This window comes from Arthrobacter sp. NPDC080086 (assembly GCF_040702285.1).
This window is the reverse complement of record NZ_JBFBKP010000098.1, coordinates 1-13,390: the sequence shown is the minus strand read 5'-3', so window position 1 is coordinate 13,390 and position 13,390 is coordinate 1. Positions and strand designations below refer to the sequence as shown.

The following is a 13,390-nucleotide window of genomic DNA, read 5'->3' as shown; positions in this document are numbered from 1 at the left end:
CCGATCTGCCGCCCCGGGGCCCGCCGCTTCTGCTGCCGCCCCCGGCGGCTCCCCCGGCGGCGCCCGCCGGCGGCGCCGGCGTGGCGGAACCGGCGGGCTCAGTCTTCGCTGCCCGGCCGGACTTGGCCGCCTTGGCGGCCTTGCGGCGGGACTTGCGGCCGGGCTCCTCGGCAGCCGGGGCTGCCGGGGACGCGCTCGGCGCCGTCGACGCCGGTTGAGGTGCAGCGGCCGGGGCGCCCGGCACGGACGGAGCGGCCGGCACCGACGGCGAGGACGAGTCAGGCGCCGCAGACGTCGCGGACGCCGGGGCCGGGGCCGCCGGGACACTGTCGACGGTGGCGGCCGGCGCGCCGTCGCCGTCGGCGTTCAACACGTCGGCGTCGGGCAGCACCTCACCGGTGACGACGTCGTGCCGGGGCTGCAACTCGACCACCGCCTCGTAGCGGTTGGCCGCGAACATGCCCGCGATGCCCGGGCTGATGACGCGTTCGGCCGAGACGATCCGCGCCGCGGGGCCGTACTGGGCCCGGGCCTTAGCCTGGATTTCCTCGAGCGAGGCCCCCTTAAGCCGATAGCGGTTCGGCATGGCGCACGACTCCTACGGTCTCGATCCGGACATTGGCGGAGGTGACCTCCCGGTAGGAGAGCACCGGGAGGGACCCGGGCTGGGCACCCATCAGCCGGTGGATGGCCGGGCGCAGGGCGGGTGCGCAGACCAGCACGGGCTGCCGGTTGGCGGCCGCCGCGGAGTCCATGGCGTTCTGGACCGAGCGGAGCACGGCGTCGAGGCGGTCCTGGCCCATGACGATCTGGCTGCCGCCCTCGGCCGGGCGCATGTCCTCCAGCATGGACTGCTCCAGCAGCGGGTCGATCATGATCACGTTGAGCACCGGTCCGTCCATGAACCGTGCGGTCAGTGCCGGGCCCAGGGACTGGCGGGCCGCCTCCACGAGGGACTCCGGATCGGTGGAGACCTTGGCGCGGAGCGTGAGCGCCTCGTAGATCCGGGCGAGGTCGTTGATCGGAACCTGCTCGTCCAGCAGGCCCTGCAGGACCCGCTGCAGTTCGGCGAGGGAGAGCAGCGCGGGCGTAAGTTCCTCGACGGCGGACGGGCTCTGCTTCCGCACGCCCTCGGTGAGAACCCGGACGTCTTCGCGGGAGAGCAGCCGGGCGGCGTTGGCCGTGACGATCGAGGACAGGTGGGTGACCAGCACGGACACGCGGTCGATCACGGTGGCGCCGGTCATCTCCGCGTTGTGCCGCATCTCGGCGGGGATCCACTTGCCGGCCAGGCCGAAGACCGGTTCGATCATCGCCACGCCCGGCAGGGACTCCAGGGAATCGCCGAGGGCCAGCATCTGCCCGGCCGGGGCGCTCCCCCGCCCGGCCTCCACGCCGGCGATGCGGATGGCGTAGGTGGCCGGGGGCAGGTCCACGCTGTCGCGGGTCCGCACCGGCGGGATGACCAGGCCCAGATCCATGGCGATCTTGTGCCGCAGGGACCGGACCCGGGCCAGCAGGTCGTCGGAGGCGCCGGAGACCATGTCCACCAGGTCCGGGGCCAGCAGGATCTCCACGGGGTGGATCCGCATCTCCTCGAGCAGCTTCTCGTTCGGGTCCTGTTCGGGGGCGCTCAGGGCGGCGGCCTCGGCCTCACTGGCCTGGACGGCCTGCCGCTGCGCGGCGACGGTGCGGCGCGAGGCCAGCACCAGGCCGGCGCCCACCAGGATGAACGGCAGTGGCGGCATGCCGGGGATCAGCGCCATGGCCATCGCGGCCACGCCGGCGATCATCAGGGCGTTCGGGGACTGCAGCAGCTGGGTGGACGCGGTCCGGCCCATGTCCGCCTCGGCGTTGGACCGGGTCACGATCATGCCGGTGGAGACCGCCATCAGCAGCGCCGGGATCTGGGTGACCAGGCCGTCGCCCATGGTCAGGAGACCGTAGGTGCCCAGCGCGTCGCCGATCTGCTGGCCGCGCTGGAGCATGCCGATGGCGATGCCGCCGACGAAGTTGATGATGATAATGATGATGCCGGCGATCGCGTCGCCCTTGACGAACTTGGAGGCACCGTCCATGGCGCCGTAGAAGTCGGCCTCGGCGGAGACCTCGGCGCGGCGGGCGCGGGCCTGGGTGTCCGTGATGAGGCCGCCGTTGAGGTCGGCGTCGATGGCCATCTGCTTGCCGGGCATCGCGTCGAGGGTGAAGCGGGCCCCCACCTCGGCGACGCGCTCGGCGCCCTTGGTGACGACGACGAACTGGATGACCACAAGGATCAGGAAGACGACGGCGCCGATGATCATGGAACCGCCCACGGTGACCTTGCCGAAGGCCTCGATGACCTGGCCGGCGTAACCGTTGCCCAGGACCAGGCGGGTGGAGGCCACGTTCAGGCCCAGCCGGAACAGGGTGGCCACCAGCAGCAGCGAGGGGAAGACGGAGAAGTCCAGCGGCTTCTTCACGAAGATGCTGGTCAGCAGCACCAGCAGCGCCAGCAGGATGTTGCAGACGATCAGGAAGTCGAGCAGCGGTGCCGGGACCGGGACCACCAGCAGGAGCACGATGCCGACGATGCCGATGGGCACCGCCAGCCGGGCGAGCCTGTTGTTCATGACGCGGTCCTTTCACTGGGGCGTGCGCAGCAACGAGGGTTCATAGTGTGGCTCCCGCCATCCGGTGCAGCCCGGCGGCGGAGCCGCGGGCCTTGAGCGACATGACGAAGGCCAGGACGCCGGCGACGGCGTGGTAGAAATCGACCGGGATCTCCTGGCCCAGTTCGCAGGCGCCGTGCAGGGCCCGGGCCAGCGGGATGTCCTGCACCATCGGCACCCGCTTGTCCTCCGCTTCCTGGCGGATGCGGGCCGCGACGTGGCCGGCGCCCTTGGCCACCACGCGCGGGGCTGACTTGCCGGGCTCGTATTTGAGCGCGACGGCGACGTGCGTGGGGTTGACAAGGACGACGTCGGCGTCGCTGATCGCGGCGATCATGCGGTTCCGGCTCATCGCCAGCTGCCGTGCCCGGCGCTGGGAGCGGATCAGCGGGTCTCCCTCGCTGCTCTTGTTCTCGTCCTGGACTTCCTTCTTGGACATCCGGGTCTTCTTGCGGTTCCGGCGCATGACCACGAAGAAGTCCACCGCCGCCAGGCCGATGCCGGCGAAGACCGCGAACTGCACCAGCGAGGCGACGCCGCCGCCGGCCGCCGCGACGACGCCGGAGACCGGCAGGCCGCCGGCGGTCAGCAGCACCGGGATCAGCCCCTGCACCACGGAGTAGAGCACCAGCCCGACGACGGCGACCTTGAGCAGCGCCTTCGCCCCGCCCCAGAGCGCCTGGGTGCCGAAGCTGCGCTTGAGCCCGTTGAGCAGGTTGAAGTTTTCGAAGTCGACCTTGAACTTCTTGACGTGGATGCCGCCCTGAAGGGCGGAGCCGATCAGCACCGCAAGGAACACCACCACCAGCATCGGGGTGATGATGCCCGTGACGGAGCCGAGTCCGTCGGTGAGGGCCTTCAGCGCCTTTGCCGGGTCCGGGTCCGCCATGACGGAGCGGACGCTGAAGAGCTGGTCCACGGCGGAGTTGGCGCCGCTCTGGATGGTGGCCGGGATCATCACGGCGGCCGCGCCGACGGCCAGCCAGGCGGTGAGGTCCTGTGAGCGGGAGAGCTGGCCCTTGGACCGGACTTCCCGCATCCGTTTGTCGGTGGCCTGCTCGGTTTTTTCCTGTGAATCAGCCATCAGCCCACCCCCAGCACCGTCTTGGCGGCCTGCCCGGCCAGGGTGGACACGATCCGCGGCAGCGCAAGGAAGAGGAAGGCGGCCAGCGAGAGGGTGAGCATGATCTTCAGCGGGAAGCCCAGCGAGAACGCGTTCAGGGCAGGCGCCACGCGGGTCAGGAGGCCCAGCCCGACGTCGGCGAGGAACAGCACCACCAGCAGCGGCCCGGCAATCTGCACCGCGGCCAGGAACATCCCGGTCACGGCGGAGGTCATGGCCTGGACGGGCTGGGCGAGATCGAGCCCGCCGGCCAGGGGCAGCGCGGTGAAGCTGCCGGTGAGTCCGGCGATGACCAGCTGGTAGCCATCGGAGGCGAAGAGCAGCGCCAGGGCAGCCATCTGCAGCAGGCGGGTGAACTGCGCGCCGTTGACCATCATCTGCGGGTCGAACGCCTGGGCCATCTGGAAGCCGCTGAACAGGTCGATCAGGCTGCCGGCGGACTGCACGGCGGCGAAGACCAGCAGCACCAGGAAGCCCAGGACCAGACCGGTGGCCAGTTCCAGGACCACGGCGGTGAAGAACCCCGCGGTGTCCTTGGCGGTGTAGCTGCCGGAGACGCGGCTGGTGACGGCCAGGCCGAGGCCCACGCCCAGCATCGCCTTGATCCGCGCGGGGAAGGCCGCGTGCGCGAACGGCGGTGCCACCACCAGGAACGCGGTCATCCGGACACTCGCCAGGAGCAGGACTTCCAGCCAGGTCTGGTCGATCGGGATGCCCACCTCACATGCCCCCGAGCAGTCCGGGGATCTTGGCGAAGAGGTCGTTGGTGAAGGAGACCATCTCGGTGATCATCCAGTGGCCGCAGACCAGCAGGGCCACGGCGACGGCGGCGAGCTTGGGCACGAAGGACAGCGTGGCTTCCTGCAGCTGGGTGATGGACTGCAGCAGCGAGATGGCGAGGCCCACCACCAGCGCGGTCACCAGCACCGGGGCGGAGAGCTTGGCGGCGACGATCATGGCCTGGAGGCAGATGTCCAGGACGGCGTTGGCGTTCATCCGGATCCCGCGTAGCTCTGGATCAGCGAGGTGATGATCAGGCCCCACCCGTCCACCAGGACGAACAGCAGGATCTTGAACGGCAGCGAGATCATGACCGGCGGCAACATCATCATACCCATGGACATCAGGGCGGCGGAGACCACCAGGTCGATTACCAGGAACGGGATGAAGATGACGAAGCCGATGATGAAGGCCGCGCGCAGCTCGGAGATCATGAACGCCGGGATGAGGGTCTGCAGCGGCACCGCGTCCGGATTGGCGGGGTTCTCCATCCCCGCGGCCCGGGTCATTAGCGCGATGTCCTCCTCGCGGGTGTGCGCCAGCATGAAGTGCTGCAGCGGCACGGAACCAGCGTTGAGCGCGCCGTTGAAGTCGATGGTGCCGTTCAGGAAGGGCTGCACGCCGGTGGTGTTCATCTCGTTAATGACCGGCCACATGACGAAGATTGAGAGGAACAAGGCGAGCCCGGCCAGGACCTGGTTCGGCGGGATCGAGGGCAGCGAGAGCGCATTCCGGGTCATCGCCAGCACCACGAAGATCTTGGTGAAAGAGGTCATCATCAGCAGCAGCGCCGGTGCCACGGAGAGCAGCGTGATGCCGATCAGGGTCAGGACGGCGCTGGAGGGCTTCCCGTCCATGCCGTTGATCTCGATGTTGACGCTGCCGGTGTCAGGGGTCGCCGGGGCGGAGGGGGTTGCCGGGGGCGTCGGCGGCACCGGCGCGGCGTGGCCGGCGGCGGCGTTGAGCCACAGGATGAGGATGGCCAGGAGCACGGCGGCCAGGCCGAGGGCCAGGATTTTCTGGAAGCGGTCGACGGCGGCGGGTGCGGGCTGGAGCGTGGAGGACGTGAGCGGGCGGATCAATTGCGGCGTCCGCTCCTGAGCGCGGCGGCGGCCTGCTTCCAAGTGGATCCGGAGAGGATCGACCCTTGCAGCGGCGGGTGGGTGGTGCCCGGGGTGGGGCGGCCGGCGGCGGTGCGGGGGTGGCCGTCGCGGTGCATGGAGCTACGGCGGGAGAGCGGGAGCTCCGCGGCGGGGACGCCGGGGACGGGAGCGTCCGCGGCGACGGTTGCGGCGGGCGCGGCGGTTGCGCCGGCGGCCCCGGTGGCACCATTGGCACCCGTGGCGGCGAGGATCTGGGCGAAGGCGCCGGCGGCACCACGGCGCGGTTCGGCGTCGGTCGCCTCCACCGGTTCCTCCGGGATCTCCCCGGTGTGCAGGACGTTGACGGCATGGTCGGTGACGCCCAGCAGGAAGCGCTGCCCGCCGGCGTCGACCACCACCACGGAGGCGCGCTGGCCCACGCTCTGGCGGCTCACCACGCTCAGGGTGGCGTCAGCCCGGCGTCGTCCCGGGCCCTTGCCCAGGCGGCGCTGGAGCACCGAGATCAGGCCCAGCACCGCGCCCAGGGCTACGACTACCCGCAGCCCAAGGATCAGCGAGTCCATTCAGCTAAGTCCCTCGGCCACGTCGAGGATCCGGGTGATGCGCACGGCGTAGTCCTGGTCCAGGACCACGACCTCCCCGTGGGCGATCAGGCGGCCGTTGAGCAGGACGTCGGCGGGGGCACCGGCGGAGCGGTCCAGTTCGATGATCTTGCCCGGTTCGAGGGAGAGCACGTCCCGGACGGACATCCGGGTGCGGCCGATCTCCACGGTCAGGGCCATTTCGATGTTGTTGATGCGGCCCAGGCGGCCGGCCACGGTGTCGCCGCCGCCGAAGAGGTCGCCGCCGCGGTCCTGGCCTCCGCCGTGTTCGCGCAGGCGTACCGCGAACCAGGCGGCCGGGTTGGTCCCGTCGGAGAGTTCGAACACGGCCGTGTCCGGGTCCGTGAGCAGGCCGGAGGCGTCGGATTCCCGCAGGTCGGAGAGCACGCCGGCGCCGAAGACCGAACTGGCGGCCTCCATCGCGGGGCGGAGCACGTCGGTGACGGAGACGACGCCGCCGCGGCCGCCGGCCATCCCGCCCGCCGCCTCGTCCAGGAAGGTGCGGTCGCTGAGCATCAGGGCCAGGTCCGCGGTGACGGATCCGACGAAGGTAGCGGTGACGGCCTGCCGGGCGTACGCCACGGCGGCCCGCGCCGGGACGAGGGCCGTTACCTTGAGGGCCACCGGGCTGGGCAGCTCCTCGACGAGCCGTTCCGCCGACGATTCGTGCTTGGTCAGGGTCATGCTCATTGGTGGTTCTCCTCGATGGTGACAATGACTGCAGCGGCCCGGGACCCGTTGCGGGCGGGAGCGGCCGTTGCCAGCCGCGTGCCGTCCAGGGTCAGGTCAAAGGGCCGGTTTTCCAGGTGCGGGAGGGTCAGCACGTCGCCGACGGCGAGGCCCAGCACCTGGCTGGGGGTGACGTAGGAGGTGGCGAGCCGTACGGAAAGTTCCACCGGAACCCGCTCCAGCTGGGAGCTGACCCTGGCGGCGGCGTCGCCGCGGTTGTCCGTGGGGTTGACCTTCTTCAAGCGGCCCAGCAGCAGCGCCGCCGGGACGGCCAGGGTGGCGGGAGCGCTGATGTTGCCGACGTTGATGATGAACGCGGCGACGATCATCAGCTCGCTCGGCGCGGCGGCCTGGGCGAACTGGGAGTTGTACTGGACGGTGTCCACCTTGATGGCTTCGCTCAGCAGCGGCCCCAGCGAGTAGCCGAGGTCCTCAAGGGCTTCATCCATCAGCCCCTTGACCAGCGCCTGCTCGATCTGGGTGAACTTCCGGTCCGGCATGGCCGTGTCATTGGAGGCGCCCAGCATCCGGTTGATCCAGCCCAGGGCGGCTGGGGCGGGGAACTGGACCACCAGCTTGGAGTCCTGGGTGTCGACGGCGCAGAGCACCATGGCGGTCACCGCCGGCAGGGACGCGGCGTACTCGTCGTAGCTTTGCATCCGCACGTCCTCGAGCCGGACCACCGACTTGACGCGCACCTTGGCGGTCAGCTGGGTACCCCACTGCCGGGCGAAAGTCTCGAAGGCGAGCTCCAGGACCCTGCTGTGCTCACGCGCCAGCGTCGCGGGACGCCGGAAGTCATAGACGCTGACGGTCCGCTCCCGTGCCACTTCCCGTTCATCCATAACACTCACGGATGCCACTATCGGCAAGGGAACCGGGCCGGTAAGGCTGCGGCGGCGCCTATTTCTCGGTGAGTTTCAGTGCCTCGGGGATAAGTGCCCGGACGGTCTCCGGCTCGTTCGAGATGACCACGATGTCCACGCGGCGGTTGCGTTCCATCAGCTCCGGCGTCGAGTCGTCGTTGACCTGCCGGGCCGAGCCGAACGCGACGGCGCCGATCCGCTCGGGCGGGATGCTGCCGCGGTCCACCATGAAGCGCAACACGTTGACGGCCCGGGCGGAGGATAGTTCCCAGGTGGAGGGGTAGGCGGTGATGCCGTTGGCGGCGTGGCCCTCCACCATGATCTCCAGCCCGGCCGGGGCGAGGATGGGCGAGATGATTTTGAGGACCTGGGTGGCACGGTCGGTCAGCTCGGGCCGGTCCGGGGCGAAGAAGGCCTGCGAACCGATCAGCTTCACGGTCAGCCCGCGCTGATCGATCTGGAACTCGACGTTCTCGGTCAGTCCGGCGGCGGAGAGTCCGGCCTTCATCTTCTCCTGCAGGGCGCGCAGCCGGTCCACTTCCTTCTTGGCTTCCTCCAATTGCTGGGCCTGGTCCGCCGGCGCGGTCGCGGGAATGGAGGGCGGCGTGGAGGCCGGGGCCGACGCCGGGCTGGAGGCGGCGGCGAAGGCCTCGAGGTTCTTGTCGACGAAGTCGGGCGGCACCACCGTGCCCTCCGCGGTGTCCACGGTCTGGGTGGCGACCGTGCCGAAGCCGGTGGCCAGGGAGTTGCGGAGCTTTTCGAACTTGTTCGCGTCCACTGTGGACATGGCGTAGAGCACGATGAAGAGGCACATCAGGACGGTGACCATGTCCATGTAGGAGGCCATCCAGCGTTCGTCGACGTGGTGTGCCTCGGGCTTCTTGCGCCCGCGACGGCGGGAACTCACGCCGCGTCGTCCAGGCTGGCGGCCAGCCCGTCGCCGCTGGGGGCCTTCTTGCCGGAGCCGGCGCTCTTGAGCTGGTGTTCGGGCACCATGGAGCGGAGCCGTTCGGCCAGCAGCAGGGGCTGGGCACCGGCCTGGACGGCGAGCATGCCCTCCATCACCAGGGTCATGCGTTCGATTTCCAGTTCGGAGAGCCGGGCCAGGCGGGAGCTGAAGGGCAGCCAGATGAAGTTCGCGGAGAGCAGGCCCCACAGGGTGGCGACGAAGGCCGCGGCGATCATGTGGCCGAGTTCGTCCGGCTTGGAGAGGTTCTCGAGGACGTGGGTCAGGGAGACGACGGTGCCGACGATGCCCACGGTCGGGGCGTAGCCGCCCAGGCTGGCGAAGAACTTCGAGGACGCGTGGTCGCTGCGGGTCTTCGTGTCGATCTCGTCCTCCATCTGCACGCGGAGGTCTTCGGCGTCGGTTCCGTCGGCGATGTTCTGGAGGGCGCGGGCGAGGAACGGGTCCTTGAGGCTGGCGGCCTCCTCCTCGAGGGAGAGCAGGCCCTCCGCGCGGGCCTTCTCCGCGAAGCGGACCATCTGGTCGATGCTTTCCTGCGGTTTGGCGGTCTTGCCCATGAACATTGCCGGCACGGCTTTGAAGGCCTGGATGACGTCCTTGAGCGTGTTGCCGGCCAGGCCGACGGCCAGGGTGGCGCCGAACACCAGGACCATGGGCCCGGGCAGCAGCAGCGACGTGATGTTGCCGCCTTCGATGAACACCATGCTGATCACGGCACCGAAGGCGAGGAGTATTCCGATGATTGTTGCGGGATCCATGGGTTACTTCCTCGGTGCTTCGGGGTCCGGCGAGCCGGCGTCGTCGTCCGTCTCCGCGTCCGGGACCAGGCTCAGCGGATAGCCGGTCACCGCGGGAAAGTCCCGGGCCTTGCTCAACACGTAGGCGCGGTAGTCGGCGATCAGTTCGACCACTTCGGCCAGGCTTTCCAGCACCACGTAGGCGGCGCCGTCGAGCGTGACCAGATGGGTATCCGGGCTCTCGTGGATCCGTTCAATCAGGTCCGGGTTGACCGCGAAGCGCGTTCCGTTGAGGCGTGTGACGACGATCATGGGCCGATTCTGCTTTGGGGACGGCCTGGCCGGGGCGGACAGGCGGGACGGGTGTTCTCCCTTCACTGTCGGCCGGCGGGGCCCGTTCGTTAGGCAGGGGCGTTCCCGGACCCCGCTCCCCGTGCGCTCGACCGCCCGGCAACGCCGTGTTGCCCTATCACCTGCCGCTGTTATCCGGCCGGTTTGGCCGCGGTAAGTGATAGGGCAACGACGACGGCGATGCTAGCGCTTGAGCTGGGTGAGCTCCTGCAGGACCTCGTCCGAGGTGGTGATGATGCGGGCGTTGGCCTGGAAACCGCGCTGGGCGACGATCAGGTTGGTGAACTCCTGGGAGAGGTCCACGTTGGACATTTCCAGGGATCCGCCGGCCAGGGTGCCGATGCCGGGGTCGCCGGCCGCACCGAGCTGGACGTTGCCGGAGTTGGCGGTGGCGACGTAAGAGGAACCGCCCGCCTTCTCCAGGCCCGCCGGGTTGGTGAACTTGGCCAGCGCGATCTTGGCGAGCACCTGCTTGGTGCCGTTGCTGAAGGATCCGATCAGGGAGCCGTCGTTGCCCAGGGTGAAGGATTCGAGCTTGCCGACCGCGGAGCCGTCCTGCCCTGCGACGGTGAGGGAGTTCATCGTCGCATATCCGGAGACCTTTGACAGATCGATGGAGATTGCGCCGAGCTGGAAGGGACCGCTGGGCGTCAGGGTGCCATCGGTGTTCTGGTTGAGCGTGATGCTGCCGGTCGCGCCATTCTTGTCTGCCCCGGAGGCGTTCCATCCCGTTGCGGTCTTGCTGAAAGTAAGCGTCACGTCGCGGGCAGCGCCGGTGGCGTCGTAAACCTTGACGACACGCTCAAGGTCGGGGCTGCCGACTGCCGCGTCGCTGGGGAGGTTGCCGTCCAGAGTGACCTTCTTCGTGGCCGTGGCCACCATGGTGTTCGGGTTCAGCGTGATGTTGCCGATCGGACCGGCCGGGTCCACGGTGCCGCCGTTAGCGGTCCAGCCCTGCAGGATGGCGCCGTCGGGGCTGACCAGCTGGCTGTTCGCATCGAAGGTCATGGACCCGGCGCGGGTGAAGAGCTGCTGGCCGCCCTTGTTGGTGATGAAGAAGCCGTCGCCGGAGATCATCATGTCCGTGGCGCGTCCGGTGCTCTGCGAGGAGCCCTGGGAGAAGTTGGTGCTGACGCCTGCCACGCGGACGCCCAGGCCGATCTGCGCCGGGTTGCTGCCGCCGGTCTGGCCCTGCGGTGCGGAGGCACCCTGGGTCATCTGGGAGAGGGTGTCCTGGAACTGGGTGGTGGAGGACTTGAAGCCCGCCGTGTTGACGTTGGCAATGTTGTTGCCGGTGACGTCGAGCATGGTCTGGTGGGCACGGAGGCCGGAGATTCCGGAGTACAGCGAGCGGAGCATGGGAACTGCCTTTCTACGGGGAAGAGCTGATTAGGAGGCGGCTGGCGCCGTAATGCCGGAAATCGAATCGAGCGGAATGGAGAGGGTGCCAACCTTGACGGTCGGCACGCTGCCTGCGAATGACACGGAGCCGGCGAGGCCGGTCCCGGTGGTGCCGTCGCTGAGGGTGTAATCAACGTTGTGACCCACCAGCTGTGCGGCGGCGGAGCGCATCTGCAGCGAGAACGCTTCCTTGCTGTTGGTGGTCATCTCGGTGGTCTTTTCCATCATGGAGAGCTGGATGGTCTGGCTCATCATCTGGTTGGTGTCCATCGGGGCGCTGGGGTTCTGGTTTTTCATCTGGGCCACCAGCAGCGTCATGAAGACATTGGCGTCCATGGTCTGGACGGGTGAGCGCACGGATGACGCCGGTGTGGAGGTTCCCCCGACAGCCTGCGGGGTGACCGGCTGAGGGGTAACGGACTGCGGGGTGATCGGCTGGATCGTCATGGGTCGCGTTCCTTCGTGTCAGGCGAGAATGTCGAGGGTGGTCTGGGGACCGTTCAGGATCCGGGCGGTTCGGAGCGAGGATTCGTCCGCCAGGTCGTCCCACCGGTGGCCCGGCCGGCGGGCGCCCGGGGTGTCCTGGCCTCCACCGGACCCATATCCGCTGCGGCCGGGGTCCTGTCCCCCGCCCAGCCAGGCGTCGGGCCGGTTTTGCTGGGCCCCGTCCTGGCCCCCTGCCGGCGGGCCGCTCTGGTTCGAGAGGTTCAGGCTGGCACCGAAGCCGGCGCCTGCGAGTTCCTTCCGCAGTTCCGGCAGGAGATTACGCACCGCCTCGCGGCCGGCCTCCGCCGGTGCGAACAGTTCGATTCTCACGCCGGCCGCGTCGATGTGGGCGCGGACGGTGAGCGGCCCCAGGTCCTCGGGGGAAACCTTCAGAGTCATGATGTGCTGCCCGGGCGCGGCCGCGGCGAGGGTGAAGAGCGGCTTGGCCAGCTGGGGCAGAAGCGGCGGCTGCGGCGCGGCGGGCGGGGCGGGAGCGGGTGCTGCCGACGCCGGGACGGCGGACGGCGCGGCGGGGGCAGAGGCTGCACCGGCGAAGGCTGCAGCGGCCGAAGCGTCGACGGCGGGAGCCACGGCGGCCGGCGTTCCGGAAGCGTCCTGTGCGGCGGGTGCGCCGGCGGCGGCAGCCGCCGCGGGAACCGGCTGCGCAGCCAGCACTGCCGTGGCGACGGCGGCCGGCACTGCCGCGGATGCGGCGCCCGCCGGGGCCCCGGCAGGCGCGGCCGCGGCCACTCCTGCGGCGCTCACGACGCCGGTCCGGTCCTGACCCGCGCCGAGGCTGGACGGTGCGGTCACTTGGGTGGTGGCCCCGCCGGCAGGATCCGCGGCAACGGCTCCGGCGGCAGCGCTCTCCGGCTGGTGACCCGGGGCTGCGGAGCCGGGACGGGCACCTGCCTCCCCGGCAGCGGTAGCGGCTGACGCGAACTGCTGAGCCGCGGGCGCCGCACCGGGCGCTGCAGCGTCAAGGCCAGCGATAGGTTCGGCTGCCTGCCCTCCGGTTGCGGTGGGGCGTCCTGCCGGTGCTGCGGCCTGGCCAAGGGTGCGCGCGAGCGCCCCCGGCAGGCGGAGCGCGTCGGCGGCTACGGCTGTCGGGGCAGGCAAGGTGGCTGGCGTTTCCCCGCCGGTTGCGACGGCGGACTGCGCGGCACGGGGATCAGCAGTCACAATGCCGGCAGTCGCCGGTCCGGTCAGATCAGGTGTGGCCGCAGCGGCCTGAGCCGCATCGGAAGACGTCGCACCGGCCTGCGAGGCCCCGGGCTGCGCGGCTACGGCCTGCGGAGAAGCGGGCTGCGCCGTGGCGGCAGCGGCAGAGGCTCCGGCACCAGCGCCGGCGGCCTCATCGCTCGGAGTGGAAGCGACGCCGCGGCGCGCAGTCTTGCCGGTCGCGTGGCCGGCGGCGTGCCCGTCCGGGCCGCGGTCGTGCCCGGAACGTGGTCCGGCGGCAGCCGGCGCCGGGCGCCCTGCCCGGGCCCCGGCGTCGTACGTGGTTTCCGGCTGGGACCTGCGCGTGGCGGCCCCGACGGCGTCGTTCAGGGTGCTGCCGCCGCCGGCACGGGGGAACGCTTCGGCAGCGCCC

At 70.0% G+C, this 13,390-nt stretch carries 14 protein-coding genes and 1 pseudogene; all 15 read right to left on the bottom strand.

Translation table 11 applies throughout. The features are described 5' to 3' along the window. Positions 1-586, bottom strand: a pseudogene (locus tag AB0305_RS20730) (hypothetical protein); the annotation flags it as partial. Further along, positions 564-2,612 carry a flagellar biosynthesis protein FlhA gene (locus tag AB0305_RS20725; protein WP_364138785.1) on the bottom strand — a complete coding sequence of 683 codons (2,049 nt, stop codon included), beginning with the start codon at positions 2,610-2,612 and terminating at the stop codon, positions 564-566. The gene AB0305_RS20725 and the pseudogene AB0305_RS20730, both read right to left, overlap by 23 nt. A gap of 40 nt (positions 2,613-2,652) precedes the next feature. Further along, a complete protein-coding gene (locus AB0305_RS20720; protein WP_364138786.1) occupies positions 2,653-3,735 on the bottom strand; it encodes an EscU/YscU/HrcU family type III secretion system export apparatus switch protein in 1,083 nt (360 codons plus the stop codon). Then, on the bottom strand, positions 3,735-4,493 hold the full coding sequence (locus AB0305_RS20715; RefSeq protein WP_364138788.1) for a flagellar biosynthetic protein FliR: 759 nt from the start codon (positions 4,491-4,493) through the stop codon (positions 3,735-3,737). Before AB0305_RS20715 ends, AB0305_RS20720 begins: the two co-directional genes overlap by 1 nt. 1 nt (position 4,494) lies before the next feature. Beyond that, positions 4,495-4,770 (bottom strand): flagellar biosynthesis protein FliQ, encoded by a 276-nt coding sequence (gene fliQ, locus AB0305_RS20710; protein WP_290258740.1) that lies wholly within the window; start codon positions 4,768-4,770, stop codon positions 4,495-4,497. Next, positions 4,767-5,555, bottom strand: coding sequence for a flagellar type III secretion system pore protein FliP (fliP, locus tag AB0305_RS20705; RefSeq protein WP_364138855.1), 789 nt, complete (start codon positions 5,553-5,555; stop codon positions 4,767-4,769). Before fliP ends, fliQ begins: the two co-directional genes overlap by 4 nt. A 77-nt stretch (positions 5,556-5,632) precedes the next feature. Continuing rightward, positions 5,633-6,220, bottom strand: a complete 588-nt coding sequence (gene fliO / locus AB0305_RS20700; protein ID WP_364138790.1) for a flagellar biosynthetic protein FliO — start codon at positions 6,218-6,220, stop codon at positions 5,633-5,635. Beyond that, positions 6,221-6,949, bottom strand: coding sequence for a flagellar motor switch protein FliN (gene fliN / locus AB0305_RS20695; protein WP_364138791.1), 729 nt, complete (start codon positions 6,947-6,949; stop codon positions 6,221-6,223). It abuts the gene before it with no gap. Continuing rightward, positions 6,946-7,833, bottom strand: a complete 888-nt coding sequence (locus tag AB0305_RS20690; RefSeq protein ID WP_290258803.1) for a flagellar motor switch protein FliM — start codon at positions 7,831-7,833, stop codon at positions 6,946-6,948. The genes fliN and AB0305_RS20690 overlap by 4 nt, the downstream gene beginning before the upstream one ends. A gap of 58 nt (positions 7,834-7,891) precedes the next feature. Then, positions 7,892-8,761 (bottom strand): flagellar motor protein MotB, encoded by an 870-nt coding sequence (locus tag AB0305_RS20685; protein WP_364138792.1) that lies wholly within the window; start codon positions 8,759-8,761, stop codon positions 7,892-7,894. Next, complete coding sequence (locus AB0305_RS20680; RefSeq protein WP_290258745.1) at positions 8,758-9,579, bottom strand: MotA/TolQ/ExbB proton channel family protein; 822 nt, start codon at positions 9,577-9,579, stop codon at positions 8,758-8,760. Before AB0305_RS20680 ends, AB0305_RS20685 begins: the two co-directional genes overlap by 4 nt. 3 nt (positions 9,580-9,582) lie before the next feature. Then, the gene (locus tag AB0305_RS20675) at positions 9,583-9,870 is read right to left on the bottom strand and encodes a flagellar FlbD family protein (RefSeq protein ID WP_290258747.1); all 288 of its coding nucleotides are present in this window, start codon (positions 9,868-9,870) and stop codon (positions 9,583-9,585) included. Positions 9,871-10,092: 222 nt separating this feature from the next. Continuing rightward, positions 10,093-11,268 (bottom strand): flagellar hook protein FlgE, encoded by a 1,176-nt coding sequence (locus AB0305_RS20670; protein ID WP_364138794.1) that lies wholly within the window; start codon positions 11,266-11,268, stop codon positions 10,093-10,095. 30 nt (positions 11,269-11,298) lie between these two features. Further along, a complete protein-coding gene (locus AB0305_RS20665) occupies positions 11,299-11,757 on the bottom strand; it encodes a flagellar hook capping FlgD N-terminal domain-containing protein (protein WP_290258749.1) in 459 nt (152 codons plus the stop codon). An 18-nt stretch (positions 11,758-11,775) separates the two neighbouring features. Continuing rightward, on the bottom strand, positions 11,776-13,390 hold a 1,615-nt coding region (locus AB0305_RS20660; protein ID WP_366173884.1), incomplete at its 5' end, for a flagellar hook-length control protein FliK.